At 40.5% G+C, this 26,627-nt stretch carries 23 protein-coding genes and 2 tRNA genes; 8 read left to right on the plus strand and 17 right to left on the minus strand.

What is annotated here, in order from left to right; translation table 11 throughout:
* Nucleotides 1–7: 7 nt before the first annotated feature.
* The 8 genes from nirD to MTN96_RS12450 form a co-directional block, all read right to left on the minus strand.
* The gene (nirD, locus tag MTN96_RS12415; protein WP_248531810.1) at nt 8–361 is read right to left on the minus strand and encodes a nitrite reductase small subunit NirD; all 354 of its coding nucleotides are present in this window, start codon (nt 359–361) and stop codon (nt 8–10) included.
* Nucleotides 348–2,924 (minus strand): nitrite reductase large subunit NirB, encoded by a 2,577-nt coding sequence (gene nirB / locus MTN96_RS12420; RefSeq protein WP_248531812.1) that lies wholly within the window; start codon nt 2,922–2,924, stop codon nt 348–350. Before nirB ends, nirD begins: the two co-directional genes overlap by 14 nt.
* A gap of 421 nt (nt 2,925–3,345) precedes the next feature.
* Nucleotides 3,346–4,002, minus strand: a complete 657-nt coding sequence (locus MTN96_RS12425) for a carbonic anhydrase (protein ID WP_055255729.1) — start codon at nt 4,000–4,002, stop codon at nt 3,346–3,348.
* Nucleotides 4,003–4,250: 248 nt separating this feature from the next.
* Nucleotides 4,251–5,897, minus strand: coding sequence for a diguanylate cyclase (locus MTN96_RS12430; protein WP_248531814.1), 1,647 nt, complete (start codon nt 5,895–5,897; stop codon nt 4,251–4,253).
* Nucleotides 5,898–6,310: 413 nt separating this feature from the next.
* A tRNA-Val gene (locus MTN96_RS12435) sits at nt 6,311–6,387 on the minus strand.
* Nucleotides 6,388–6,432: 45 nt separating this feature from the next.
* Nucleotides 6,433–6,509, minus strand: a tRNA-Val gene (locus MTN96_RS12440).
* 113 nt (nt 6,510–6,622) lie between these two features.
* Nucleotides 6,623–7,669, minus strand: a complete 1,047-nt coding sequence (locus tag MTN96_RS12445; protein ID WP_248531816.1) for a DUF3080 family protein — start codon at nt 7,667–7,669, stop codon at nt 6,623–6,625.
* The gene (locus MTN96_RS12450; protein ID WP_024033477.1) at nt 7,662–9,011 is read right to left on the minus strand and encodes an MATE family efflux transporter; all 1,350 of its coding nucleotides are present in this window, start codon (nt 9,009–9,011) and stop codon (nt 7,662–7,664) included. Before MTN96_RS12450 ends, MTN96_RS12445 begins: the two co-directional genes overlap by 8 nt.
* Nucleotides 9,012–9,139: 128 nt before the next feature.
* Between MTN96_RS12450 and MTN96_RS12455 the strand changes: the two genes are divergently transcribed.
* Nucleotides 9,140–9,766 (plus strand): riboflavin synthase subunit alpha, encoded by a 627-nt coding sequence (locus tag MTN96_RS12455; RefSeq protein WP_248531818.1) that lies wholly within the window; start codon nt 9,140–9,142, stop codon nt 9,764–9,766.
* On the opposite strand, the gene MTN96_RS12460 is transcribed toward MTN96_RS12455, so the two are convergent.
* Both MTN96_RS12460 and MTN96_RS12465 read right to left on the minus strand, forming a co-directional pair.
* Nucleotides 9,763–9,966 (minus strand): CPXCG motif-containing cysteine-rich protein, encoded by a 204-nt coding sequence (locus MTN96_RS12460; RefSeq protein ID WP_004586763.1) that lies wholly within the window; start codon nt 9,964–9,966, stop codon nt 9,763–9,765. The genes MTN96_RS12455 and MTN96_RS12460 overlap by 4 nt on opposite strands.
* A 197-nt stretch (nt 9,967–10,163) precedes the next feature.
* A complete protein-coding gene (locus tag MTN96_RS12465) occupies nt 10,164–11,027 on the minus strand; it encodes a fructosamine kinase family protein (RefSeq protein WP_004586762.1) in 864 nt (287 codons plus the stop codon).
* A gap of 109 nt (nt 11,028–11,136) precedes the next feature.
* Here MTN96_RS12465 and MTN96_RS12470 point away from each other — a divergent pair, with 109 nt between their 5' ends.
* A complete protein-coding gene (locus tag MTN96_RS12470) occupies nt 11,137–11,829 on the plus strand; it encodes a DUF445 domain-containing protein (protein ID WP_154945843.1) in 693 nt (230 codons plus the stop codon).
* Nucleotides 11,830–11,878: 49 nt separating this feature from the next.
* Here the strand turns inward: MTN96_RS12470 and MTN96_RS12475 are convergent, their stop codons facing one another.
* Nucleotides 11,879–12,244 carry a DUF3718 domain-containing protein gene (locus MTN96_RS12475; RefSeq protein WP_154945844.1) on the minus strand — a complete coding sequence of 122 codons (366 nt, stop codon included), beginning with the start codon at nt 12,242–12,244 and terminating at the stop codon, nt 11,879–11,881.
* Between the two features lie 250 nt (nt 12,245–12,494).
* Between MTN96_RS12475 and MTN96_RS12480 the strand changes: the two genes are divergently transcribed.
* The 3 genes from MTN96_RS12480 to MTN96_RS12490 all read left to right on the plus strand — a co-directional run bounded on the left by MTN96_RS12480 (nt 12,495) and on the right by MTN96_RS12490 (nt 16,018).
* Nucleotides 12,495–13,280: a hypothetical protein gene (locus MTN96_RS12480; protein ID WP_248531820.1), complete on the plus strand. Its 786-nt coding sequence runs from the start codon at nt 12,495–12,497 to the stop codon at nt 13,278–13,280.
* A 100-nt stretch (nt 13,281–13,380) separates the two neighbouring features.
* Nucleotides 13,381–14,763: an amidohydrolase gene (locus tag MTN96_RS12485; protein WP_004586758.1), complete on the plus strand. Its 1,383-nt coding sequence runs from the start codon at nt 13,381–13,383 to the stop codon at nt 14,761–14,763.
* Nucleotides 14,764–14,773: 10 nt separating this feature from the next.
* Nucleotides 14,774–16,018, plus strand: a complete 1,245-nt coding sequence (locus MTN96_RS12490) for an amidohydrolase family protein (RefSeq protein ID WP_024033483.1) — start codon at nt 14,774–14,776, stop codon at nt 16,016–16,018.
* Between the two features lie 145 nt (nt 16,019–16,163).
* Here MTN96_RS12490 and MTN96_RS12495 read toward each other — a convergent pair whose 3' ends face one another.
* Both MTN96_RS12495 and cspD read right to left on the minus strand, forming a co-directional pair.
* Entirely contained in the window at nt 16,164–18,386 is a 2,223-nt protein-coding gene (locus MTN96_RS12495; RefSeq protein WP_055253781.1) for an NADP-dependent isocitrate dehydrogenase, read from the minus strand.
* A gap of 449 nt (nt 18,387–18,835) precedes the next feature.
* Nucleotides 18,836–19,054 (minus strand): cold shock domain-containing protein CspD, encoded by a 219-nt coding sequence (gene cspD, locus MTN96_RS12500; RefSeq protein WP_004586755.1) that lies wholly within the window; start codon nt 19,052–19,054, stop codon nt 18,836–18,838.
* Nucleotides 19,055–19,263: 209 nt separating this feature from the next.
* On the opposite strand from cspD, the gene clpS reads away from it, so the two are divergent.
* On the plus strand, nt 19,264–19,572 hold the full coding sequence (clpS, locus tag MTN96_RS12505; RefSeq protein ID WP_004586754.1) for an ATP-dependent Clp protease adapter ClpS: 309 nt from the start codon (nt 19,264–19,266) through the stop codon (nt 19,570–19,572).
* Between the two features lie 68 nt (nt 19,573–19,640).
* On the plus strand, nt 19,641–21,902 hold the full coding sequence (gene clpA, locus MTN96_RS12510) for an ATP-dependent Clp protease ATP-binding subunit ClpA (RefSeq protein WP_004586753.1): 2,262 nt from the start codon (nt 19,641–19,643) through the stop codon (nt 21,900–21,902).
* A gap of 231 nt (nt 21,903–22,133) precedes the next feature.
* On the opposite strand, the gene infA is transcribed toward clpA, so the two are convergent.
* The 4 genes from infA to trxB all read right to left on the minus strand — a co-directional run bounded on the left by infA (nt 22,134) and on the right by trxB (nt 24,900).
* Nucleotides 22,134–22,352 carry a translation initiation factor IF-1 gene (infA, locus tag MTN96_RS12515; RefSeq protein ID WP_002962494.1) on the minus strand — a complete coding sequence of 73 codons (219 nt, stop codon included), beginning with the start codon at nt 22,350–22,352 and terminating at the stop codon, nt 22,134–22,136.
* Between the two features lie 90 nt (nt 22,353–22,442).
* Nucleotides 22,443–23,147 (minus strand): arginyltransferase, encoded by a 705-nt coding sequence (locus tag MTN96_RS12520; RefSeq protein WP_248531822.1) that lies wholly within the window; start codon nt 23,145–23,147, stop codon nt 22,443–22,445.
* On the minus strand, nt 23,140–23,856 hold the full coding sequence (gene aat, locus MTN96_RS12525; RefSeq protein WP_004586751.1) for a leucyl/phenylalanyl-tRNA--protein transferase: 717 nt from the start codon (nt 23,854–23,856) through the stop codon (nt 23,140–23,142). The genes MTN96_RS12520 and aat overlap by 8 nt, the downstream gene beginning before the upstream one ends.
* 93 nt (nt 23,857–23,949) lie before the next feature.
* Complete coding sequence (gene trxB / locus MTN96_RS12530) at nt 23,950–24,900, minus strand: thioredoxin-disulfide reductase (protein WP_024033489.1); 951 nt, start codon at nt 24,898–24,900, stop codon at nt 23,950–23,952.
* Between the two features lie 287 nt (nt 24,901–25,187).
* Here trxB and pssA point away from each other — a divergent pair, with 287 nt between their 5' ends.
* On the plus strand, nt 25,188–26,513 hold the full coding sequence (pssA, locus tag MTN96_RS12535; protein WP_248450890.1) for a CDP-diacylglycerol--serine O-phosphatidyltransferase: 1,326 nt from the start codon (nt 25,188–25,190) through the stop codon (nt 26,511–26,513).
* The last annotated feature ends 114 nt before the right edge of the window (nt 26,514–26,627 follow it).

Genomic DNA, 26,627 nt, shown 5'->3' on the forward strand with positions numbered 1-26,627 from the left:
TTGCTCCTTATGCTAACGCTGTAATGGCTTTTGGCTCAGCGCTAACAAAGACATTGCCATTGTCTATTTTGGCTTCAAATACGGGGAGCTGTATTGCCTCTGCTTCTAGGCACTCGCCGGTATTTAAACAAAAATGTTGCTTATACAAAGGGGAGGCCACTACTAATTTTCCATCAATAGAGCCAATAATGCCGCGCGATAGTACATTGGCTTTGCCTATCGGGTCGTAGTTGCTAATGGCTAACAAAGGCTCACTATTTTGTGGAACATAAAATATGGCCACTTGCTGGTTGTTTACTAATGCGCATACGCCACTATTAGCAACTAGGTCGTCGATTGTTCCAATTTTATGCCAATACATCAGCTTGCTCCTGCTCAATTTCCATTACGGGGATACGGTTTGTCGAATTTTGCTGGTTACGTTTTTCAGACTCAGTTGCAGGGCGAATTTGGTTGCGCTCTTGTACAAATAAAATATTGCTATCGCCATCTGGGCTATTAATAAATTGGCGGAACCGCTTTGAGGCCTCTGGACTTTCGACTGCTTTTTTCCATTCGCAGGCGTAAGTTTTAGTTATAAGCGCCATTTGGGTTTCAAGCTCATGGCAAATACCTAGGCTGTCGTCTATTACTACGCTTTTTAAATAATCTAACCCGCCCTCTAAATTTTCCATCCACACTGAGGTGCGCTGCAGTTTATCGGCGGTTTTAATGTAAAACATGATCACGCGGTCAATGTATTTAATGAGTGTTTCGGTATCTAAATCGGTAGCAAATAAATCAGCATGGCGCGGGCGCATACCGCCATTTCCACATACGTATAAGTTCCAGCCATTTTCGGTTGCTATTACGCCTATATCTTTGCTTTGTGCCTCAGCGCATTCGCGAGTACAACCCGATACGGCCATTTTAAATTTATGCGGGGCGCGTAAACCTTTGTAGCGGTTTTCAATCGCAATCGCGTGGCCAACACTGTCTTGTACGCCATAGCGACACCACGTACTGCCAACACACGATTTAACGGTTCTGAGCGATTTACCATAAGCGTGACCGGTTTCAAAACCGGCTGCAATAAGTCTTTCCCAAATAATAGGGAGCTCTTCAAGGCGTGCGCCAAATAAGTCGATACGCTGCCCACCGGTTACTTTACAGTACAGGTTAAAGTCTTTGGCGACTTGGCCAATAACGATAAGTTTGTCGGGGGTAATTTCGCCACCCGCTATACGGGGAACGACAGAGTAAGAGCCATCTTTTTGCATATTTGCAAGGTAAGTGTCGTTGGTATCTTGCAGGCCAACATGAGCGGGTTCTAAAATAAACTCATTCCACGTTGAAGCTAAAATAGAGGCCACGGCAGGTTTGCATATTTCGCAGCCGTGATGACCGCTGCCATGTTTAGCGAGCAAATCATCAAAAGTTTTAATGCTTTCTACTTTTACTAAATGCAGTAACTCTTGGCGCGAAAAAGCAAAGTGTTCACACACATGGTTGTTAACTTCAACCCCACGGCTTTGAAGTTCACTGTCGACTACCGATTTTAATAATGCGGCACAACCACCACAGCCGCTGGCGGCTTTGGTACAAGCTTTAACTGCTGATAAATCGCATGAGCCGCCATCAATTGCACCCACAATGTCGCCCTTGCTTACATTGTGACACGAACAAATAGTGGCGGTATCGGGCAGGGCATTTCCCGCTAAAACAGGTGCTCCTTCGCTATCAGGTAAAATAAGGCACTCAGGGTGTGCGGGTAATTCCATATCGTTTAACATGTACTGCAGCAGTGTGTCGTAATCGCTAGTATCGCCAACAAGCACTGCGCCTAATAACTTGTTGCCTGCCTCATTTAAAATAATTTTTTTATAACAATCACGAATAGGATCTTGATAAATTAGCGCTTTGCAATCGGGGGTTTTAGCGTGGGCATCGCCAATTGAGCCTACCTCTACCCCGAGTAGTTTTAATTTTGTGCTCATATCGGCGCCTAAAAACTCAAGTTCGCCGCCTGTAAGTTGGCTTGCAACCACGCGAGCCATGTTATAACCCGGAGCGACTAGGCCAAAAAGCTTTTTGTCCCATAAGGCACATTCGCCAATAGCATATATATCTGGGTTTGATGTTTGGCATTGGTTATTTATTACAATGCCGCCACGTTGCCCTAATTCAAGTTCGGCTACTTTGCCAAGCTCATCGTATGGGCGAATACCGGCCGAGAACAAAATTAAGTCGGTTTCTAAAAACGTGTCATCTGAAAAATTTAGTCTGTAACGGCTCGTTTCACCTTTTACTATTTCGCTGGTGGCTTTAGCGGTATGCACGCTTACGCCCAATTTTTCAATTTTGTTTTTTAACAGCGTGCCACCTTGCTCATCAAGTTGTACCGCCATAAGTTGGGGGGCAAACTCAACTACATGAGTATCTAGCCCAAGTTGCTTAATTGCATTGGCTGCTTCAAGCCCTAATAAGCCGCCACCTATCACTACGCCACTTTTACTTTGTGCAGCGCTTGCTTTTATTTGCTCTAAATCTTCTAGCGTACGGTAAACCAAGCAATGGGGTTGGTCATTTCCTTTAATTGGCGGCACAAACGGGTACGAGCCTGTTGCTAAAATAAGTTTATCGTAACTAAATTTATCACCGGTTTGAGTGCTAACTACCTTGTTTTTTTTATCTATTTCATTAACCCACTGGTTAGTATGCGCATTTATATTTAACTGCTGATAATTATCAAAGGTGGTTAGGGCTAAATCGGCGGCTGTTTTACCATCAAAAACGCTGGATAAGTAAACACGGTCATAAGCTAAATTTGCTTCTCCACACAGTACGGTAATGTGCGCGTTAGCGTCGCTTTGGCGCATTTGCTCTACAAAATGGTGCCCAACCATCCCATTACCAATAATGAGTATTTTTGTTGGTGTTTGCATTGGTATCCCCTCAATGACGGTTTAATTTAAAAACAAAAAAGCCCGCCACAGTTACAAATTAATGCAACTGCGAGCGGGCTTCTTTGCCTGTGGTCATAACAACCTAAATGTGTGTCGTTTTAATAACGAACGGTATGGTTATCATATAAGCAAAAACATGGCCATTTTTATAAGTGTTTGTTTTTTAATGGCTATATTGCTTTTAAATGGCTTTGCTTACGCATATTTGAGTTGTTTTGGTGCGGTACTAGCACTATGGGAGTGCACAAAATGAGACTACAATGTGCTGTTTAGTCAACAAAAGTGCATTTTGTGCCGTTAACTAATAAGGAGGAGTAAGCGTTTAGGCTATAAATAAAAAATGCGCTTTGTTATTTTGAGATAAAAATAACAGTAAGCGCATTAATACTGTAAAACAGCTTTACTTGCTTTGTTTTGCTAGGGTTTCTACATCGGTATCTTCAACAGGTTTAAAGCTGCCCGTTGCTTCATCGTAGGTTTTAATTTCTGCAGATTCTATATCATATACCCAGCCGTGTAGCTTAACTTGACCAGTTGCAATTTTTGCAGCCACAGCAGGGTGTGTTTTTATATGCTGTAATTGTTGTACTACGTTTTCTTCAATTACTAAGCCTAGGTGGTCGTTATTGTTTAGCTCTGCGCAACCGCATTTTTCTTTTACAACTTCAGTTGCTACGCGGCTGTGGCCAAGCCACTCTTTAACGTGCGGTAAGCTTGATAAACCTTCAGTATTTATAGCGCCTTTCATTGCGCCACAATCCGAGTGCCCACAAATAATAATGTGTGATACGCCCAGTGCAGCCACCGCAAATTCAATTGAGGCTGTCATACCGCCGGTTTGATTACTATGTGGCGGGATAATATTGCCCGCGTTACGACAAATAAATAATTCACCGGGTTCAGTTTGAGTCACTAGGTTAGGATCGATACGCGAGTCGGCACAGGTGATAAATAACACTTCTGGGTTTTGACCATTGGCTAGTTTTTGAAACGCTGCTTTTTTTGATGGGTAAACTTCTTTTTGAAACTTAGCCACGCCCGAAATAATATGTTCCATGTACAACTCCTATTGGTGTAATTTAATCGTGTTATTTATAGCTTTATTCGCCTGACAAATTAGCGCCATTATAACTTTGTTCTTGTTTGTTTTGTACTATTACACTGTTTAATAAATTTCATGCGCACGATCAAAGGGCGACACACGTACATGCAGTGGTTAGCGTATACATAAGCGTAGCTAGCAGAGACTTCGAGTAAAATAAAAGGCGTTAAGTGGCGAAAAAGGTGGTTGAGGAAGTTGGTAGCTTAACTTGCTTTAAGTTTATGGGCTGATTTTAAGTTATACATGCGCTGATCCGCTAAGGTTAAACACTCAGTATGGCTTTGGCACTCATCGCTAGATGCTATGCCATAACTAATACCTGATTGGGGCCATTGCTGTTGAATAGTGCGATGTAATGCGGTGAGCTTTTGGGTAAGTGTGGTTTTTAGTTGGGGAAGGTGTGATTTGTTTTTGACTTTACATAACCAAATAAATTCATCGCCCCCGGTTCTAAATACGGTGCCGTCTTGCGCTAGATGCTGTGTCATTAATTTTGCTGCATTAATTAAAAACGCATCACCTTTGGCGTGCCCAAGCGCATCGTTTATTTTTTTTATTCCATCACAATCTATAAACACAATGATGTAAGCACTGTGTGCAAGTTTAATCAGCTCATCATTTAATAGTAGTCGGTTGCCAACTTGGGTTAGAGGGTCAAAGCGAGATTCATGTAACAAGGTACTAAATTCGTGCTGTTTTAACTTTAGCCACTCAGACAAAGACAGCACAATACACACACAATCTATTGCTAAGGCTAGCAGCACAAGTATTTCTGATGAGGTCGCATTTATTAAATCAAAATGAAATGCAACGAATACTACTAATGACAGGCTATAGAGCATATTTCCAAATAAAAAATACTTGGCTCTAAAATCGTTCAGGCTAAGCATGGCAAACCCGGTGGTTAAGCTAAGCATAACCCATACAGCTGCTAAAAAGTGCGCGATATAAAACACTAAATAAAAGGGCATAAATAGGCTGCAGATACCGCATACAAATGCGCTAACGGTAAAGTATTTTAAAGCACTCCCAAGCTTATTGGCTTTTTCTTTATCGAAGTTAAACAGGTAGTAGGTAAATGCTGCTGCGCAACTCACAGCAAAGGAAAATAAATAAATACCTAAGTAATGTTTATTAAAAGAGGGGCTGGCATAAATTGTATTTACAGCGCCCGAAGCAAACGCCCAGCCAAGACCGTGCAAACCGACATACCCAGCACAAAACAAGGCCACTTTTTGCTTGACTCTTAAAAACATTACAAAGGCCATCATTGCTAAAGTAAGCATGATAGAAATAGCAATAAGGCTTAATGAGTTTATATAAAACTGATGATGCAAAAATGCACCTTCGCTTAAAATACTTAAATCAACCGGCGTTGGATAGTGTTTGGCTTCTAAATATATCCATAAATAGCCACTGCTTGGCGCATAGAAGGGCAGTTTAAATGCTTGTCCATGCATTAAAATAGCCGGTTGATTAACGTGAGACTGCGAAAAATCAGCAAGCTTAACTATATCCCCCTGTTCGGTTTGCCAATAGGCTAAACCAACGTCGATAAAATTGGCTTGCGGCAGCACATACCAATCTCCAGTGGTGGGGTTATTTAGCGCAATTTTTGTTACTACAGCGCCACTTTTACCGAGCAGGTTACTCGTTTCACTAGCGTTTTTATAAGATGTAATTACTTGCTGTGCAGAAGGAGGCGTATTGAATGCTATGACAGGGCGCCACAGGTTATCATCCTCTAGGGTAATGTTGTTATTAAGTGTATAAGCAGTTGTTAGCGGGCTAAACAAAGCACAGAAAAAGAATACTGTTAATATACCAACCCGCACCATACCTAAACTCACTTTAAAAACCCACTAAGCGATTATAATCAAATTGTAAATAAATAGTATATAAATCAAACAAAATTATCGCCTTTAAGTAATGGCTTAATTTGGCTTTAAATAACAAACTGCATTAATAAATAAGTAATACGAGGGCGTTTTTGTTTAAACGAATTTATAAACACTGCGGGTGTTTGCAGTATTAGTTAGGATTTAAAGTAGATAGTGCTCTAACCAACTGAGCTATGATTGAACTATTAATTGCTTAATTAAATTGATTCAGTGGAATGAATAAATTTGATACGACAGAGTGGATTCGAACAACCGATTTCTGCATGGGCATAGAGAGTGGGTAGCGCGCTAACCAATTGAGTTATGGCTTAACGATTAATAGGAATAGGTTAATTATATTTATTAAGAGGGGAGAATAGTTTTGGTACGACTGAGTGGATTCGAACCACCGACCTCTACCATGTCAAGGTAGCGCTCTAACCAACTGAGCTACAGTCGTACAAAGAGTATCTTAATTATATTTATTCAAAGGGAAGAATAAATTTGGTACGACCGAGTGGATTCGAACCACCGACCTCTACCATGTCAAGGTAGCGCTCTAACCAACTGAGCTACGGTCGTATTACCTAATTAAGATGCGATAAATTTAATTATCAGCGGCCGCTAATATATAGCGTGGTGAGTGGTGAATCAAGCAAGTTTGTTGCTTTTACGTTTATTTGCCGTTTTTTTATTCATATTGGGCTGATTTCACACGTTTTATAAAAGTTTTGCCACCAGGTAACGTGTTTTTTGGCTGAGCCTTTAAGCTGGTTTAGTAGATTGTTTTGTGAATCCAGCGCTATTAAAGTATTTATTTGCTTATTTGTTATGGCTTGGTCAAACCACAGTTGGTTATACAAAGGTAAAAGTGTTTCAAGGTAGCCTGCTAAATTAGCCTGATAAGGCTGTATTCCTTTAAGGAAATACTTTTGAAACACGTTACTGACGATATTGGCTACTTTTTTATTTTTTCCTGCTGGGCATATTTCATCAATGGATTGCGATTCAATAAATTGCGTGGCTGAATTATTAAACGCTATTTGCAGCCGTGCAGAATAAATGAGTAATTGGTTAAAACGGTATTTATTAAGCTGCTCTAACGCGTTAAAAATGTCTGCGGAGTTAATTTTTAAGTAGTGTTTATTGAGTATGTGTTGTTTTATGAGTGCAAGCTGCTGCATGGCCGCTACCGTGTTGCTAAACCCTGCCGGCGAGACAGAAAGCTCTGCGCTGCTAGCTTGCCACGTGTTTTTTAGCTCAAATTCGTTATACAACATTAAATTAAAGTAGTGGTTTAGTGTTTGCTCTTTATGTGTTTTTGCTTTTAATAGGGTTTTATAAACTGCTGAGTTAGGCTCAAGCGTGCTTAAGCACTGCTGTGCATTTTGCACAAACTCTATTTGATACTTTAAAACACCGGCATGTCCGGCCGTTTTACCAAGCTGATTGTTGTGCTCACTAATAAGTAAGCTGAGCTTACAATGGCTTAAGCTTGCAAGTTCAATCAAGCTTATGGTGGTGGTGTTTAAAAGCGTGTTAGGGGGTAAAAGCGGGCTAATTGCTTCAGGTTTACTTAAACCAGGGGCTTGGGTTTCAAGGGTATTACTTAAGCGTGCTATGTATGTTTGATAAGTGTTGCTAGGCGCTTTTGAACACCCAGCAAGCACGGCGCAACACACAGCTAATAAACAACTTAACCATGTTTTGCTTGGTATTAATGTAAGTGCTTTTTTATACAAATGGCGCCTGCTTTAATCGCTTATTAACGGTGAACATAAGCCATACAGCAGCAACGGTTAAACCAAAAATAATACCTATCCAAAAACCGTGCGGCCCCATGGCGGGCACAATTAAATCTGTTCTTCCCAATACGTAGCCTAAAGCAAAACCGATTAACCAGTAAGATATAAACGTTATATACGATATAGGCTGCGTGTGTTTTAAACCTCTTAAAATGCCGTTCGCAGCGACTTGAAGTGCATCAGGTATTTGATAAATACATGCCAAAATCATAATTGAGGTCGCTAACGCAATAACAGCTGGGCTGTCGGTGTAAAGTTGGCTTATTAAATCGCGGCCAATAAAGGTTATAAAAGCTAAAAATAACGCAATAGCAATGGCTAAAATGTAGCTGGTTGATATAGCAGTTTTTAATTGGCTTAAATGGTTTTGACCAAATAAATTACCAATACGAATACTAATGGCGATAGATAAGCTCAGTGGCATCATAAATAATAACGCGGTCACGCTTCCCGCAATTTGATGGCCCGACACTGCAACAGCACCTAAGTGTGCAATAAATAAAGGTATACACGCAAATAGCGTAATTTCAAAAAAGGTAGCCAACGAAATGGGTATACCTAATTTAGTAATAATTCCAATGGTTTTAATATTGGGCTTTTCAAAATTTGCCAGCAGGGCTTTTGCATCGATTTTTTTACTAAACTGGCAATACGTTACTTGTGCAACAGCCATTACAGTTAGTACCAATGCCGTAGCAATACCACAACCTGCACCGCCGTAGGCTGGTAAGCCAAATAAACCATTTATAAAAATATAGTTAGCTGGAATATTAACACCAAGGCCTAACAAGCTGATATAAAAAGCGGGTTTTGTCATCCCCATGCCTTCGGTCATATTTCGATAAACGGTAAAAATTAAAAAGCCAAAAGCTCCCCATTTCACAAAATGGATATAGTCATACGCAAGGCTTGCGATAGCGGGGGTTGTATCGAGTTTTAAAATGACTATATCGGCTAGGTTGGCTATACCAAAACCAATTGCGCTTAAAATAGCGGTTAAATACAGAGCTTGCTGAAAATAATGGCTAATACCTTTTTTATCGTTAGCGCCCGCAAATTGGGCAATAATACCGGTTAACGCGAGCAAAATACCTTGCAGCGCCAGTAATAACGGGTTCCATATACCGGTTGCAATCGATAGCGCAGCCAAATCTGTTGGGCTTACTTGGCCTGCCATAATGGTGTCGACCACCGACATTAAAACGAGTGTTACTTGTGCTAAAAATACAGGTACGGCAAGGGTGATTAAACGTTTGGCTTCCCAGCTACTAAAGGTCATAAAAACAGCTATTTGATAAAACAGGGCGCAATTGTAATCGATTGTGTTTCAAATAAAAATCACTGTAGTGAATGATTTTACGAGTTGATACGTTAAACTAGCACTTTGTAATAATTTTAAGTGATTTTATGTTTACAGGAATCGTTCAAACTCAAGGTACTGTTGTATCTACCACGCATACCGAAGGGGTTTTACGTTTGGTTGTATCGGTAGGTGATGAATACGTTAAACATTTAGATTTAGGCGCTAGCATTGCAATTAATGGCTGTTGTTTAACGGTGGTTAAAGTTGAATTAAGTAACCACGATGTAGTGGCGCAAGTACATTTTGATGTAATTGATGAAACACTATTACTAACTAATTTAGGCAAGCTTGCACTAGGTAGTTTAGTTAATTATGAGCGCTCAGTAACCTTTGGTACTGAATTAGGTGGGCATATTGTGTCGGGGCATATTCACTGCACTGCCCAAATCGGGCAAATAGTTAAGCAACAAAATAACTGTAAAATTCAGTTAAGCTTACCTACTAAATGGCAAAAGTATGTTTTGTACAAAGGCTTTGTAGCAATAAATGGCGCAAGCCTAACCGTGGGCGAAATTGACGAGCAGGGGTTTTGGTTACACCTGATCCCCGAAACGCTTGCCATTACAAATTTAGGTAACGCTCAAGTGGGTGATGAACTAAATATAGAAGTTGATCAGCAAACTTATACCATTATTAACACGGTAGAAAATTACTTACGCCACCAAGGCTAAAAAATTTGTTCATCGTCGCTGTCTATGTGTAACTCTAATTTTTTATGAGCATGGTCTATGTGCATGTTTAAATGAATAGGGTTACAACAGGCACTGCATTCTTCTACGTAGTCTTGATCCCCCATACTTGCGTCAATGTCTAGGTGTATGTGGTTGCCACAGTGTGGGCACGTGATACGTTGTGATAAAAAATCTTTCATAATCACTCCAATAGTACCAAGGTAAGAATTAACTTGTTGATACGCGTTAATTAAGTTGTGCAGTTATACTAGCAACAACTTGATGGCTCAAAACTGAACTAAACAACAAGGTATTGAGCCTAAATAACATCCTTTTTAAATATAGTGCTGAAGCAACGATTATGACAGTTATTTTACGCCTTATGAGGCGTTATTATTTAAAGCGATAGCAGCTCATCAATATGCTGCTTAGCCTGAGTAAGGTAGTGCCCTGCAAATATATTTGCGTGATTTAAAATAGGGTAAAGTTGGTATATTGCTTTGCGCTTTTTATAGTTTTCGCTTAATGGGTATTGCGCGTTATAGGCGTTATAAAAATCATCAGGTAAGGGGGCAAATAGCTCGCTCATTGCAATATCTACCTCGCGGTCTCCGTAATAACAAGCGGGATTAAATAAGGTCGGTACATTTTTAATAAAGCCCATATTTCCTCGCCAAAAGTCGCCATGTACTAAAGAGGGCTCCACAATATGGCTGTGCAATTGCTCTTTTACCAAATTAATTAATAGCTCAGGCTCTACAAGCTGAATGCCTTTTTCGGCTAATAGTTGCAGTTGCCAACCTATGCGCTCTTCTGCGTAAAATAAGTCCCATTTTTTATGCCATTGGTTTGGTTGCACGGTAGTGGCTAGGTAATTATCTACATCAAAGCCAAACATTGCTTGGTCGTGCTTTTGGTGCAGCATAGCCAGTTGTTTACCCATATCGTGCCAATGTGTGTGGGGCTGTTTATCAAGTACTAACCATTCAAGTACAATAAACGAAAATTCAATATTAGCACCTGTTACAATGCAGTCGGGCACCATAAAAACACTATTTTGGGTGAGCTGCTTAAGTCCTATCGCTTCGCTTTCTAGACGATCTAGTTCGCTTTTAAGGGCAATTTTAACCAGGTAATTGTGTTTTCCATCGGTGAGTTGATAGAGTTTATCGGTATTTGTACTTTGCAGCTGACGTTTGTAAGTATGTTTAAAGTCATAATGAATGGCTTGGCTAATGTGCTCGTTTACTGTTTTCCACATATCAATTGCTCGCCTTTTAAACAGATACTTAAACTATGGCAAAAAAGTATTAATTTAACAAACTAATCGTTGTAAAATTAACGATATAATAAATGCTAATGGAGTAACAATGAACAAAAGTTTTATCACCAATTTGCTTGCTGTCTTGTGTGTAGTTATAGGCTACTTTTTTAACCACGCTATTGTGTTATCGGTGGGGTTATTTGCGCTATCTGGTGCTGTCACAAACTTATTGGCTGTTCATATGTTATTTGAAAAAGTACCTTTACTATACGGCTCGGGTGTTATTGCTCTAAAATTTGAAAGTTTTAAAGTGGCTATTCGTAATTTAATTTTGACTGAGTTTTTCTCCGAACAAAAAATTAATAACCTACTTAGCAAAGCGCAACCTAATATCGACTTTGAGGGCATTATTACTAAGGTTGATTTAAACCCTGCATTCGACAACCTACTTCAAGTAATAGAGCAATCACAGTTTGGCAGTATGTTAGGTATGTTTGGTGGCACAGCGGCTATAGAGCCAATGCGAGAAAAGTTTATTGAAAAAATGCAGCTATCACTTGCGCAAATTAGCCAAACAGACGATTTTAAAGCGCTAGTAAGCGATACGTTATCGCAAGGGAATAGCGCACAAAGCTTACATGCTACGGTACTTAAATTAGTTGATGAGCGTTTAAATGAACTCACCCCAAAAATGGTTAAAGACATTATGCAAACTATGATACGTGAGCATTTAGGTTGGCTAGTAGTATGGGGCGGTGTGTTTGGCGGTTTATTTGGCTTAATTGCGGCCATTATTTAATAAACTAAGCCTGCTTACAAAGCAGGCTTAATTTTGTGTTAACGCCATACTATTTTGGCCCTGTGATGATTACTTTTTCTGGGTTGTACGATTTAGCTAAATCTTTAATTGATGTGCGAGTACTGGTATCAATATTTAAATAATTTGCGCTTTTATCAAGGTTATACAAAGTAACAAAGTCGCCCATTGATAAGTTATTACAGTGCAGCTTTTTGCTCATTACCGCTTTGCTTATATTTAAATCGCGTGACGCTTTACGTACTGCGTACGATTTATTAGCTGCAACAGCCATACAAGCCTGTGTACCTGGCGATGAATCGGCCGCGACAAATTGGGTGGCTAATGCTGGTTTTGCAATTAGTAAAGTTGCGCCTAGTACCATAGTTGTGCATAAAGTAGCTTTTAACGTGTTCATAATTAGTCCTCATTGTTTGTGGTTCAGCTTTATTATTGAGCGATTTAAACTAAAAAGCTGTTAACCAAACGCAACAAGGTGTAAGCAGGTATGTTTAAAAATACACACTTAAGCTAGGTGACTGAATTTAAGCCCTAATAAATGTGTTTTTTGACACACTTAGGCAAAATTATTTTATAGCTACTGACATATTTTCTCAGCCTGCTATTATCGCCCCCATTATTTACGCGCTTAATTTTTAGGAGAACCAGTGAGCAAAACGTTAGCCAGCTATTACCAGCAAGCGTATGCCTGCGAGCACAAGCATTTTAACCAATGTTTTTATTGTGGATGCGAAGCCACAGAGCGCGATCATTGCCCGCCGTTACATATGCTACAGAGCATTATTGATTTAGGCGAAGAGGCCGACTTTGTCTCTATTGCCGCGTGTTATGAGTGCCATGCCTTATTGCATAATGAAAGGCTAATGACGATAGATGAGCGTTTTACAAAACTTAAAAAAAAGCTCTCTAATAAGTACGCTAAGGCGCTGCGTGTTTATAACATGTGGGAAGAAAACGAATTAAGCGAAATGAGTGACGAATTTGCGCACAGCATTCAAGCGGGTATGAAATTAGGTAAAGAGGCATCTGAGCGTTTAGCGTTTACAGGCTTTACATATGCCACCGAAGAAGCCCGCGTGACCGTACGCGAAAAAACCAAAGAGTTTGATGTAGAAGGGAGCGTTTTTACCGACTTTAAAGACGCGTTAAATTACTGTATTAACGTACTTAAAGTTCACAAAAGTGACTTTTATAAAATATTGGTAGAGGATTATAACGGCGACTTTAATAGGGCACTTAGCCAGTATCGTCATCGCCATGATAAAGTAACAGCAGCAAGCGATGGCAATACATTAATTAAGGATTTTGCTAAGCAACATAAGCAAAACTCAGACTTTGTAACTCGCACAGTAAAACACTTTATAAACAAAGACCCATCGCTTACAACCGAAGGCGCACTTGAAAAGCTGTATAACAATTATATAAAAAAATAATTACAGCCGTTTAACTCATTTAATCGCTTTTTTACCTGTTTTTTTAGCTTTATTACGCCGCTTTAGCTAAAGTAGCAAAAAAACAGGAGAACCTAACAACATGCAAAAATTTGCTCCCTCATTGTTAGCAGTTGGTTTAGCTGCTGCCCTTGTTGGCTGCCAAGAAAACGGCCCACAAGATGCAAAAATTACCATTAATAAAAACCCATACCCAAGCACCTATACACCGCTTGCAAGTAAAAGCACATTAATTACCAATGCAACAGTACTTACTGGCACTGGCGAGCGCTTAGATGACGCCGATGTGTTACTTGTTGATGGTAAAGTACAACAAGTAGGTAAAGACTTATCGGCCAATGCAGATGCAACCATTGATGCACAGGGCAAATGGGTTACCCCAGGTATTATTGACGTACATTCTCACTTAGGTGCTTACCCAAGCCCATCGGTTGAGTCTCATCAAGACGGAAACGAAATGACCAGCCCAAATACTGCTGAGGTGTGGGTGGAGCATTCGGTATGGCCTCAAGATCCTGGCTTTAACCGCGCGCGCGAAGGCGGTATTACTTCACTACAAATTTTACCAGGCTCAGCTAACTTATTTGGTGGCCGTGGCGTAACACTTAAAAACATTCCTGCGCATACCATGCAAGCAATGAAATTCCCTGATGCGCCTAATGGCTTAAAAATGGCCTGTGGTGAAAACCCAAAACGCGTATATGGTCGCCAAGGTACTTTGCCTTCAACCCGTATGGGTAACATGGCCGGTTACCGTATGGCATGGGCAGAAGCACAAGAGTACAAACGTGCATGGGATAAGTACGACGCCGATTACGAAGCAGGTTTAAACCCAGAAGCACCAGTTCGCGACATTAAGCACGATACTCTTCGCGCGGTAATTGAAGGTGAAGTGTTAATTCATAATCACTGTTATAAAGCTGAAGAAATGGCGATGATGATCGACCTTTCAAAAGAATTTGGCTATCACGCAGGTACGTTCCATCACGGTGTAGAAGCTTATAAAATTGCAGATTTATTAGCTGAAAATGGCTCGTGTGCTGCACTTTGGCCAGATTGGTGGGGCTTTAAAATGGAAGCCTACGACATGGTTCAAGAAAACGTAGCTATTGTTGATGCGGTAAAAAATTCGTGCGCCATTGTGCATTCTGACTCAGACACCACTATTCAGCGCTTAAACCAAGAAGCGGGTAAAGTAATGTACCGTGCAAACGAAAATGGCTTTGATATTTCGGAGCAGCACGCGATTAAGTGGATCACCTCAAACGCGGCTAAATCATTAGGTATTGAAGATAAAACTGGTTCGCTTGAAGCAGGTAAGCAAGGCGATGTGGTTATTTGGAACCAAAACCCATTTAGCGTTTACGCAAAAGCTGAACAAGTATTTATTGATGGCGCAAAAGTTTACGATAGAAACGATAGCGCATTTCAAGCACAAAGTGATTTTATGTTAGGCCAACAATAAGGAGCCCAGAATGAAAAATTTATCACGTTCGTTTTCGCTATCTCTGGTTGCTGCCGGACTATTAGCCTCAGGTGCAGCCAATGCACAATCGCTTGCTATTATTAATGCCACGCTGCATACCGCAACCGAGCAAGGTGTTTTAGAAAACGCCAGCATTGTTATGGATAACGGTAAAATTACCGCTATTAATCCACAGCAAGTACAAGCAGATAAAGTTATTGATGCAAATGGGCAAATTGTAACCCCTGGTTTTATTGCTAGCATTAATCAACTTGGCTTAGTGGAAGTAAGTGCAGTTGCAGGTTCACGCGATGCAGGCGAAGAAAAAGCAGGCATTGATTTTGATGTAAGCCTTGCTTATAACGCTCACTCAAGCCTTATCCCGTATGCACGTAAAGGCGGTGTAACCCGCGATGTAATTACCCCGCATGGTGGCGATAGTATTTTTTCGGGCTTAGCAAGTGTTGTTGATTTAAGCGGTGATTTACAAGGCGACATACAAAAACAAGCTGCATTAGTGGTTTATTTAGGTGAGCGCAGTAAGGGCTCGCGCGCATTTACATTGCAAACGCTAATTAATAAGCTTGAAGAGCACCAAACAAAAGCAGCTAAAAAGCCTAAAAAAGACGACGACAGCACCCCAAGTACTGAAGATAAAGTAATGGTTAAAGTACTTAGCGGCGATATGCCACTTGTAGTGGGTGTATCTCGTGCGGCTGATATTATTGAGCTACTTAAAGTTAAAGAGCAATTTGGTATTAATTTAGTGCTCAATGGTGCACAAGATGCTGTTGTTGTTAAAGAGCAGATTGCTAAAGCGCAAGTACCAGTAATTATGAGTGCTATGGATAGCTTACCTTCAAGCTTTGACTCTTTACATGCCAGTTTAGATAACGCAGCCGCGCTTGAAAAAGCTGGGGTAAAAGTTATTTTAACTGTGGGCGGCGATGCCAGCCATAATATTTACCAGCTTCGTTTTGATGCCGGTAATGCAGTTTCGTACGGCATGAGCCAGCAAGGTGCACTTAATGCTGTTACATCCAATGTAGCCGACGTATTTGGCATAAATGCAGGTAGCCTTGAAGTAGGTAAAGCTGCCGATGTGGTTGTATGGAGTAACGACCCATTTGAGCTAAGTAGCCATGTAAGTAAAATGATTATTAACGGTGAAGAAGTATCTACGCAGTCGCGCCAAGATAAACTGCGTGAGCGCTATACCACTGAGTCATCTATGCCGCGAGCATATACAAAATAATTAATATAGCTTTAATTATCCAAAATTCAGGTTAATTATTAAAGGCCGCTACTTTAAAGTTAAAGTAGCGGCCTTTTTATATAAAATAAAGACACAAAAAAACCGCTTACTTTAAACGTAAGCGGTTTTTTTATTTAATCTAAAATTATACTAATTTAGATAAAATTTCGTTAAACGTTGCACTTGGGCGCATTGCTTTAAACGCTGCATCATCATTTGGTTGGAAGTAACCACCAATATCCATTGAAGGACCTTGTGCATCGTTAAGCTCGCTTACGATTTGCTCTTTTTGCGTTTCTAAATCGCTCGCAATTTGTGTAAATTGCGCTTTAAGCTCGCTGTCTTCGTCTTGCTTAGCCAGCTCTTGTGCCCAGAATAAAGATAAGAAGAAGTGAGAACCACGGTTATCAATTTCTTTTACTTTACGTGAAGGCGACTTGTTTTCAGCTAAGAACGTACCTGTTGCTTTATCTAGTGTGTCAGCAAGTACTTGTGCTTTTTTGTTGCCTGTATTCACGCTTAGGTGCTCAAGCGAAGCCGCTAGTGCTAAAAACTCGCCTAACGAATCCCAACGTAAGTGGTTTTCTTTTTCGAACTGTTGAACATGCTTAGGTGCTGAACCACCTGCGCCAGTTTCAAATAAGCCACCACCGTTCATTAGTGGCACAATAGAAAGCATTTTAGCACTGGTACCCAGCTCTAAAATAGGGAATAAATCTGTTAGGTAGTCACGTAATACGTTACCCGTTACAGAGATAGTGTCTTTACCTTCTTTAATACGCGCTAATGAGAACAAAGTTGCTTCAAGCGGTGCTAAAATTTGAATGTCTAGGCCATCAGTATCGTGATCTGGTAAGTATTTGTTTACCTTTTTAATTAGCTCTGCATCGTGAGCACGATTTTCATCTAACCAGAAAATAGCAGGCACGCCCGTAGCACGTGCGCGGTTTACAGCAAGCTTAACCCAATCTTGGATTGGTGCATCTTTAACCTGACACATTCTCCAAATATCGCCTTGCTCAACAGTGTGCTCAAGTAATGTTGTGCCATTTGCATCAACAACACGAATAGAACCATCCGCTTTTGCTTCAAACGTTTTATCGTGAGAACCGTATTCTTCTGCTTTTTGAGCCATTAGGCCTACGTTTGGTACGCTACCCATAGTGGTAGGATCGAACGCGCCGTTTTCTTTACAAAAATCAATTGTAGCTTGGTAAACGCTTGAGTAGCTACGATCTGGGATCACAAAGCTAGTGTCTTGTAGTTTACCGTCGTTGTTCCACATTTGACCGCTTGAACGAATGGCAGCAGGCATAGACGCATCAATGATCACATCGCTTGGAACGTGTAAGTTAGTAATACCACGGTCAGAATCAACCATTGCAATAGCAGGACGCTCAGCGTAAACCGCTTGAATGTCTGCTTCAATTTCTTCGCGCTTAGCATCATCTAATGTTTGAATTTTAGAATAAACGTCGCCTAAACCGTTATTTACATCAACACCTAGCTCTTCAAAGAGCTCGCCGTGTTTAGCAAATACGTCTTTGTAGAAAACTTTTACCGCGTGACCAAAAATAATAGGGTCAGATACTTTCATCATTGTCGCTTTCATGTGAAGCGAAAATAATACGCCTTTTTCTTTAGCTGCATCAATTTCTGCTGCTAAAAACGCTTGTAGTTTAGCTGCGCTAATGCGCGATGCATCAATTACTTCGCCAGCAATTAGCGGCGTGCTTTGTTTAAGTACAGTCACATCGCCATTAGTCGCTACGTGCTCAATACGTACATCAGTTGCTGCATCAACAGTTACAGATTGCTCAGAACCAAAGAAGTCACCTTCGCTCATGCTTGCAACGTATGATTGTGAGTCTTTGCTCCACGCACCCATTGAATGAGGGTTATTGCGTGCATATTCTTTAACAGAACCTGGTGCACGACGATCTGAATTACCTTCACGCAATACTGGGTTTACAGCACTGCCTTTGATTTTGTCGTAAGTTGCTTTAATTTTAGCTTCTTCATCATTTTTAGGCTCAGCAGGGTACTCTGGTAGTGCGTAGCCTTTTTCTTGAAGCTCTTTAATTACAGCGCGTAATTGCGGTACAGACGCACTGATGTTTGGTAATTTGATGATGTTTGCTTCTGGTGTTTTTGCAAGTTCGCCAAGCTCTGCAAGCGCATCGCCAATGCGTTGCTCTTCAGTAAGGTAATCAGCGAAGTTTGCAATTACACGACCTGCTAATGAGATATCGCGAGTTTCAACTTCAACACCTGCCGCATTTGTATAGGCTTGGATAATTGGTAGCAACGAGTAGGTTGCTAGCGCCGGAGCTTCGTCCGTTTTAGTGTAGATAATTTTTGATGTCATCATCATTCCTAGATAGTAGGCCGCAGTGGCCGTATTCAACAATGCAAAGAAACTCATTAGCGCACGGTTGCGTTAATAAGCAGTTTGTTAGGTGTCGGTACTCTTAATATGCCAAAAGGCAGAATAGTCACACCTGACTAACTGATTTTTATAGGTTGCAAAGTACACGTATTTTAGCCGCGTAAAAGCATAAGCTAAAATGTAACCGCGTAATTTAGCAACAAGAGTGTAACAAGCTTGTTTAAAAAGGGCTAGCGCTTGCGCTTTTGAACAGCCTTAATTAGCAGGTAACTGTTAGAACATTGGGGTATATAAAATAAAATCAAGGAAAAGGGTTGAATTTAGCGTGTACAGGAGCAATTTAGTAATAAGAAGAGAGTTGAGTGGTAAGTGGGGAATTAAGCGAGGATCTAAATTAGGTCGCTCGCTTTAGTCGAACAAATTTTTGATCACTCTAAAATATCGCCGTTAGGCGCAATGTTTTTAGCGTGTAAGCCCTTAGGGCCTTGTTCTAGCTCGAATGTTACATCCTGACCAGCTTTAAGTGTCTTATAACCGTCCATTACAATCGTTGAGTAATGAGCGAAAATATCATTCTCGCAGCCGTCTTCTACGATGAAACCAAAACCTTTGGCGTTGTTGAACCATTTGACTTTACCACAAGCCATACTTCTACATCCTTCTATAAGTTGACTAATTTAGTTATTCTAAACCGTATAATTTGCTAGACTGACTAAGGATTAATCAATCTACTTCTGACTGTAGTTTATTTGGCCAGTCAGTCAAGTGTTTTGTGGTATTTTTTTAACATTTAATTTATTTTTTATTCAAGTTTGCTTGAGTTCTAAAGACAAGACTATATTTAATTATGAGTGGTATGAAAGATTCAGGTGTCATCGACACAGTTCGCGATAGTGAAAAGCAAAAGCTGCAGCCACCGCGAAAATACAAAGTTGTTTTAAATAACGACGACTACACGCCAATGGACTTTGTAATAGAAGTTCTAATGACGTTTTTCAATATGGATAGCGATAGAGCAACTGATGTGATGCTACAAGTTCACGAAAAAGGTAAAGGGATATGCGGTGTATTTAGCGCCGATGTAGCCCATACCAAAGCGGAACAAGTTAACCGTTATGCACGGGATAACGAGCATCCACTGCTTTGTAGTTGTGAGCAGGAATAAATACCAATTAGGTGATCAATCATCTCATTGTTGTGGTATAAAATAATTATCTCAGTAAGGGGTTGCCAATGCTAAACAAAGACTTAGAACTAACGTTAAATGCCGCGTTTCGTGAAGCGCGTACACGCCGCCATGAGTTTATGACGGTAGAACACCTTTTACTTGCGCTTTTAGATAACCCTTCAGCAGGCGAAGCGCTAAACGCCTGCGGTGTTGATATTTCTGGTTTAAAAACCGAACTATTAGAATTCATAGACGAAACCACACCGGTTATTCCCGATTTAGAAGAAGAACGCGAAACCCAACCAACACTGGGCTTTCAGCGCGTGCTTCAACGTGCAGTTTTTCATGTTCAATCATCTGGTAAAAACGAAGTTACAGGCGTTAACGTGCTCGTTGCTATTTTTTCTGAACAAGAAAGCCAAGCGGTTTATTTACTTAAGAAAAGCGATATTTCTCGCTTAGATATAGTGAATTTTATTTCTCATGGTATTTCTAAAACGGATGATGAGTTAGGAGATGACACTGACGATATTCATGAAGAAGTACAAGAGGTTCAAAACGAAGAGGCAAGTAAGTTAGATAGCTTTACCACTAATTTAAATGCCCAAGCCAAAGACGGTAACATTGACCCATTAGTAGGGCGCGACAGCGAAGTAGAGCGCACCGTGCAGGTTTTATGTCGCCGTAAAAAGAATAACCCACTGCTTGTTGGTGAAGCAGGGGTAGGTAAAACAGCCATTGCAGAAGGCCTTGCGTACCGTATTGTTAATGAACAAGTGCCTGAAGTGATTGCCGATGCTGTTGTTTATTCGCTTGATATGGGTGCATTGCTTGCCGGTACTAAGTACCGCGGCGACTTTGAAAAACGCTTTAAGAGCTTATTAAAAGAGTTACAAGCAAAACCTAACTCAATTTTATTTATTGATGAAATACACACTATTATTGGCGCAGGTGCTGCATCGGGTGGTGTTATGGATGCCTCTAACTTACTTAAACCGCTGCTTTCAAGCGGGCAGTTACGTTGTATGGGCTCAACCACTTACAATGAGTATAAAAATATTTTTGAAAAAGACCGTGCGTTAGTGCGTCGTTTCCAAAAAATTGATGTACTTGAACCAAGTGTGGCCGATACCACTAAAATTTTAAATGGTTTAAAAGAGCGTTACGAAGAACACCATGGTATTCGTTACACGCAAAAAGCATTAAAAGCAGCTGCTGAACTAAGTGCTAAATACATTAATGAGCGTCATTTACCTGATAAAGCCATTGATGTAATAGATGAAGCCGGTGCCAACCAACGTTTACAGCCAAGCTCTAAACGCAAAAAAACCATTGGTGTATCAGATATTGAATCGATTATTGCTAAAATGGCACGTATTCCAGCTCAAAGCGTGTCATCGACCGATAAAGAAACGCTTAAAAATCTTGATCGTAATCTTAAAATGTTAGTGTTTGGGCAAGATCAGTCTATCGACGCGCTAACATCTGCGATTCGTTTATCTCGCTCGGGGCTTGCAAACGAAGATAAGCCAGTGGGCTCGTTCTTATTTGCGGGGCCAACGGGTGTAGGTAAAACCGAGGTTACTAAACAGCTTGCTAAATGTATGGGCGTTGAGTTTATCCGCTTTGATATGTCAGAGTATGTTGAGCGCCATGCAGTAAGCCGTTTAATTGGTGCGCCTCCGGGGTATGTTGGTTTTGAACAAGGTGGTTTACTTACCGAAGCCGTTATTAAAAACCCGCATGCTGTTGTATTATTGGATGAAATTGAAAAAGCCCATCCAGATATTTACAACATACTACTGCAAGTAATGGATCACGGTACGTTAACCGATAACAATGGTCGTAAAGCTGACTTTAGAAACGTAGTGGTGGTTATGACAACCAATGCCGGCGTGCAAGAAACCACACGTAAATCGATTGGCTTTACCGAGCAAGATCATACGCACGATGCAATGAGTGAAATAAACAAGGTATTTTCACCTGAATTTAGAAACCGCTTAGATAATATTATTTGGTTTAACCACCTTGAAAAAGACGTTATCTTGCAAGTGGTCGATAAATTTGTAGTTGAGCTGCAAGCACAATTAGATAAGAAGTCAGTTAACCTTGAGCTGACCTCTAAGGCCCGAGAGTGGTTAGCAGATAAAGGCTACGATAAAGCAATGGGTGCACGTCCAATGGCACGTGTTATTCAAGATGAGCTTAAAAAGCCATTGGCTAACGAAATACTCTTTGGTGAACTGGTTGATGGCGGTACAGTTAAAGTATCAGTTAAAGATAAGAAAATTAACTTTGACTATGAAAGTAATTTAACACCCGCTTAAATAAGTGCATTCACTTATCATACCAATGCGCAAATTAAGCGAATGGGTATAAAAACTAGCCTGCGCGATACGCGTGGGCTTTTTTGTGCTTTTTTATAGGCAACAAAAAACCCAGCAAAAGCTGGGTTTTTTGTTTATTAAATGTAATTGCTAGTCAGTACCATCAATTACATTTAATAAACGCTTTAAGCTAGTTATTCACTAGCCAAAAACTAAATCTCGTTTACGCACTTAGCGAGCACGGAATACGATACGTCCTTTCGATAAATCGTAAGGAGTCATTTCTACCGTTACTTTATCGCCGGTTAAAATACGGATATAGTTTTTGCGCATTTTACCTGAAATATGAGCCACAACTACGTGACCATTTTCTAGCTCAACTCGGAACATTGTATTTGGTAAAGTATCAAGGACTGTCCCTTGCATTTCGATTACGTCTTCTTTCGCCATGTTTAGCGTAACACCTCTTTAATAGTTAAACGCTGCAGATTTTGCCCAAAATACGCCAATAAGTAAAGGCGCAGCGGGCATTTTTGCAAATTAAATAGCCAACCACTGGTCATTAACGTGTTTTTGCGCGGGTAAAAACTGAGTTTTGTATTTCATTTTGGTGCATTCATCGATTTGGTAGCCCAAATACACAAATTCTTTATTTTGCTGTTTGGCAAATTCGAGCTGCTGTAAAATCATCACAGTCCCTAAACTGTAGTGCTCAAAGTCGGGATCGAAAAACGTATAAATAGCCGAAACAGCGTTATCCATGCAATCTGTTACGGCCACTGCAACTAAAGTGTCTTGGTGCCAAAGCTCAATAAACGTTATTTCTAACCAGCTACAAAATAAAAAGCTTTGAAACTGTTCTAAGTTAGGCGGAAACATAGTGCCATCGCTGTGGCGCATTGAAATGTATTTACTATAAAGTGGGTAATATTCTTCGCGCTTAGCGTGTGTGTATTTAACTTCAAAGTTTGCTTTTACTTTATTTATTTTTCTTTTTTGTGACTTTGAAGGGGTAAACTCTTGGGCTAACACGCGCACCGAGTTACAGGCGCTACACGAGGGGCAGTGCGGTCGATAAATTTGGTTACCACTGCGCCTAAAACCGAGCGATAAAAGCATCTCAAATTTATGCGTGCTGTAACAGGTCGGGTCAAGTATTACCAATAATTGCTCTTGCCTGTCAGGTAAATAGCTACAAGCAAACTCTTGGCTAAGGCCAACGCGTGCAGGAATGTGTTCACTCATAAATTGCTGTTAACTCCTGTGGTTGCCACATGGTTGAGTTGAGGGTGTAAGCATTTGCTCGTTTAAGTTTAGTCAAAAATTCTGAGCGAGGGATCACTTTTGCGCCTAAAGAGGTTAAATATGGGTTTTCTAGTTGGCAGTCAATAAAATGTGCGTTATGGCGTTTTAACCAATTAACTAACGCCCACATGGCCAGTTTTGAGCAATTAGTTTGATGATGAAACATCGACTCGCCACAAAAAACGCCATTTTGCATAATGCCATACAGCCCACCGGCAAGTTCGCCGTCTTGCCATACTTCAACACTATGCGCAATATTAGCGTCATGTGCAGCAATATAAGCGCTTAACATATCGTTTGTTATCCATGTGCCTTCGGTGTCTATACGTTGCTCACAGCACGCTTCTATCACCTCAGCAAAAGCATTGTTAACAGTTACTTTAACAGGGTGCTTTTTTAAATGTTTACGCAAGCTTTTACTTATATGAAAGTCATTTAGCTCTACAATGCCGCGTTCACTTGGCGACCACCACATAATGGGCTCACCTTCGCTAAACCACGGGAAAATACCCATTTTATAGGCATTACTTAAGCGCTTTACAGATAAATCGCCGCCTATGGCAAGCAGTCCATCGGGGGAGGTAAGTGCATATTCGGGATTTGGAAATGCTATATCGGTTTCACTTAGTTGGTATAGCTGGTTTCTCATAGAGGGCTTAACTTATTAATTATCATAAAAGTGTAACTATATTTTAGGCATAAAAAAAGGCTGAACTAACAGCCTTTATTAATTTTGTAGCGTTTATAGGTTATCTAAGAAACGCTCTGCATCTAGGGCCGCCATACAGCCTGTACCTGCAGACGTAATTGCTTGACGGTAAATATGATCAGACACATCACCTGCGGCAAATACGCCAGGTACGCTTGTTTGTGTAGCGTTACCGTTAAGACCAGACTCAACCACTAAATAGCCGTCTTTCATTTCTAGTTGGCCTTCAAACATGTCGGTGTTTGGCTTATGGCCTATAGCAATAAACACACCCGCTAAGTCAAGCTCTTCGGTAGCATCAGATTGCGTATCTTTAATGCGTACGCCAGTTACGCCCATGTCATCGCCAAGTACTTCGTCTAGCGTACGATTGTAGTGCATTACTACGTTACCATTTTGCGCTTTTTCGTTAAGACGATCAGCAAGAATTTTTTCACTGCGGAAGCTATCACGACGGTGAATAACGTGTACTTCATCCGCAATGTTAGATAAGTAAAGTGCTTCTTCTACAGCAGTGTTACCACCACCTACAACAGCAACTTTACGCCCTTTATAGAAAAAACCATCACATGTAGCACATGCAGATACACCACGACCTTGAAAATTAGTTTCAGACTCTAAGCCTAAGTATTTAGCCGATGCACCAGTGGCAATTATTAATGCATCACATGTGTAAGTACCTTGGTCGCCAGTTAGCGTGAAAGGGCGCTTAGACACATCTACTTTATTAATGTGGTCAAACACAATTTCCGTTTCAAAGCGCTCAGCGTGCTCTTTCATACGGTCCATTAATGCAGGGCCTGTTAAACCGTGCGCATCGCCTGGCCAGTTTTCAACTTCAGTTGTGGTCGTTAATTGGCCACCTTGTTGAATGCCGGTAATTAAAACGGGGTTTAAATTTGCGCGTGCGGCGTATACTGCGGCAGTGTAACCCGCAGGGCCAGAGCCTAAAATTAGTAACTTAGAGTGTTTTGCTTCAGTCATGATCTTTTCCTAAACGTTTAATACTGAACTTAATGGCTTCGATTCTAAGAAAAACAAGGCACAAGTAAACAAATTATGTGAATATTTTTTTCTGACAAAATTAAAAGCTGTGCAATATTATGTACTGACTTTGCCTTGAACGATAAAAAAGCACGCGTAAAGGCTAAAAAACAAACAGATGAGCAACAAAGCTTCGTTAATTCATGACCCGTTAGTATTTTTTTGATATGTTTTACCTAATTTTATTTGTCACTGATAGATTATGTGACCTTAGTGAATAGGCAACTATGTTATTTTGGCAGGAAAAACCCGCATTTGGGTTGACTTCAAAAGACGTTAACGTCTTAACCAACGCACAAGAGTACCGTACGCAATTGCTACGTTTAATTAGCAATGCAAAAAAAAGAATCTACATTACGGCACTTTATTTACAAGATGACGAAGCTGGGCGCGAAATACTGGAAGCGCTGCATCGTGTGTCGTTGGCAAACCCCAACCTTGAAATAAAAGTGTTGGTTGATTTTCATCGTGCTCAACGTGGTCTTATTGGTGCAAAAAAATCAGACGGTAACGCAAGTTTATATTGTGACTATTTAGAAAAATTTAAATCAAACGTACAAGTTTACGGTGTGCCAGTTAAAGCCAAAGAGTTGTTTGGTGTGTTACACCTTAAAGGTTTTGTTGTAGATGATACTTTATTATACAGCGGCGCCAGCTTAAATAACGTGTACTTACAATACAACGAACGCTACAGGCTCGACCGTTACTTTTTAGTTGACCAAGCAGCACTGTGCGACTCTGTGGTTGATTTTATTGAGTCTAAGCTAATAGGCTCGCAAGCCGTGCCACGTATTGATACACGACCGCTTAGGCGCCTAATAGACTTTAAGTTTGAACAAAAGCAATTAATGCGCGAGCTAAAGTCGGCCAGTTATGCAAACCCAACTACGCCCAATACCGACCCACTCGGTGTGCGTTTGTTTTTAGGTTTAGGGCGTCGTAATAATAGCCTTAACCGATTAATTAAAAACTTGTTTGATACCACAGAGCAAGAGCTTGTACTTTACACACCGTATTTTAATTTTCCGGCGCCGCTTATGCGCTCATTACGTCGATTATTAAAACAAGGTAAGCAAGTAACCATTGTAGTAGGTGATAAAACTGCAAACGATTTTTATCTGCCGCCAAGTGAGCCGTTTAGTAAAATTGGTGCACTCCCGTATTTATACGAAACTATTTTGCATAAATTTGTAAAATCGCAAAAGCGCCATATAGATAACGGCAATTTAAACGTGTATTTATGGAAGCACGAGAGTAACTCGTTTCACTTAAAAGGTATTTGCGCCGACCGACAACGCCACTTATTAAGCGGTCATAACCTTAATCCGCGAGCATGGGGCCTTGATATCGAAAACGGTATTTTAATTGAAGACCCACAGCAAAGTATTATGCAAGCCATAGATAACGAAAAGCAGGAAATTTTAAAACACTGCCGCCGTTTAACTGGGCCAAATGATTTAGAAACAGTAGAAAATTACCCGCAACCGGTTAAAAAGCTACTTGGTCAGGCTAAACGCGTAAAAGTTGATTTTATAATTAAGCGTTTTATATAAATTAATTTATATAGTCGAAATTTAGATACAAAAAAAGCAGCTAATTAGCTGCTTTTTTATTGCTTGTAGTTAGGTAACTATTTTGTTTAATAACACCTAACGACTAAACGCAAA

The organism is Pseudoalteromonas sp. 2CM28B, from assembly GCF_023161935.1.

Coding starts and splice junctions, on each gene's coding strand:
- MTN96_RS12425 (WP_055255729.1), bottom strand. CDS start 4,002: ATGGAACATATTATTTCGGGCGTGGCTAAGTTTCAAAAAGAAGTTTAC.
- infA (WP_002962494.1), bottom strand. CDS start 22,352: ATGGCGAAAGAAGACGTAATCGAAATGCAAGGGACAGTCCTTGATACT.
- nirD (WP_248531810.1), bottom strand. CDS start 361: ATGTATTGGCATAAAATTGGAACAATCGACGACCTAGTTGCTAATAGT.
- cspD (WP_004586755.1), bottom strand. CDS start 19,054: ATGGCTTGTGGTAAAGTCAAATGGTTCAACAACGCCAAAGGTTTTGGT.
- MTN96_RS12460 (WP_004586763.1), bottom strand. CDS start 9,966: ATGAAAGATTTTTTATCACAACGTATCACGTGCCCACACTGTGGCAAC.
- clpA (WP_004586753.1), top strand. CDS start 19,641: ATGCTAAACAAAGACTTAGAACTAACGTTAAATGCCGCGTTTCGTGAA.
- MTN96_RS12455 (WP_248531818.1), top strand. CDS start 9,140: ATGTTTACAGGAATCGTTCAAACTCAAGGTACTGTTGTATCTACCACG.
- MTN96_RS12465 (WP_004586762.1), bottom strand. CDS start 11,027: ATGTGGAAAACAGTAAACGAGCACATTAGCCAAGCCATTCATTATGAC.
- MTN96_RS12520 (WP_248531822.1), bottom strand. CDS start 23,147: ATGAGTGAACACATTCCTGCACGCGTTGGCCTTAGCCAAGAGTTTGCT.
- nirB (WP_248531812.1), bottom strand. CDS start 2,924: ATGCAAACACCAACAAAAATACTCATTATTGGTAATGGGATGGTTGGG.
- MTN96_RS12490 (WP_024033483.1), top strand. CDS start 14,774: ATGAAAAATTTATCACGTTCGTTTTCGCTATCTCTGGTTGCTGCCGGA.
- MTN96_RS12485 (WP_004586758.1), top strand. CDS start 13,381: ATGCAAAAATTTGCTCCCTCATTGTTAGCAGTTGGTTTAGCTGCTGCC.
- MTN96_RS12470 (WP_154945843.1), top strand. CDS start 11,137: ATGAACAAAAGTTTTATCACCAATTTGCTTGCTGTCTTGTGTGTAGTT.
- MTN96_RS12495 (WP_055253781.1), bottom strand. CDS start 18,386: ATGACATCAAAAATTATCTACACTAAAACGGACGAAGCTCCGGCGCTA.
- clpS (WP_004586754.1), top strand. CDS start 19,264: ATGAAAGATTCAGGTGTCATCGACACAGTTCGCGATAGTGAAAAGCAA.
- MTN96_RS12450 (WP_024033477.1), bottom strand. CDS start 9,011: ATGACCTTTAGTAGCTGGGAAGCCAAACGTTTAATCACCCTTGCCGTA.
- aat (WP_004586751.1), bottom strand. CDS start 23,856: ATGAGAAACCAGCTATACCAACTAAGTGAAACCGATATAGCATTTCCA.
- pssA (WP_248450890.1), top strand. CDS start 25,188: ATGTTATTTTGGCAGGAAAAACCCGCATTTGGGTTGACTTCAAAAGAC.
- MTN96_RS12475 (WP_154945844.1), bottom strand. CDS start 12,244: ATGAACACGTTAAAAGCTACTTTATGCACAACTATGGTACTAGGCGCA.
- trxB (WP_024033489.1), bottom strand. CDS start 24,900: ATGACTGAAGCAAAACACTCTAAGTTACTAATTTTAGGCTCTGGCCCT.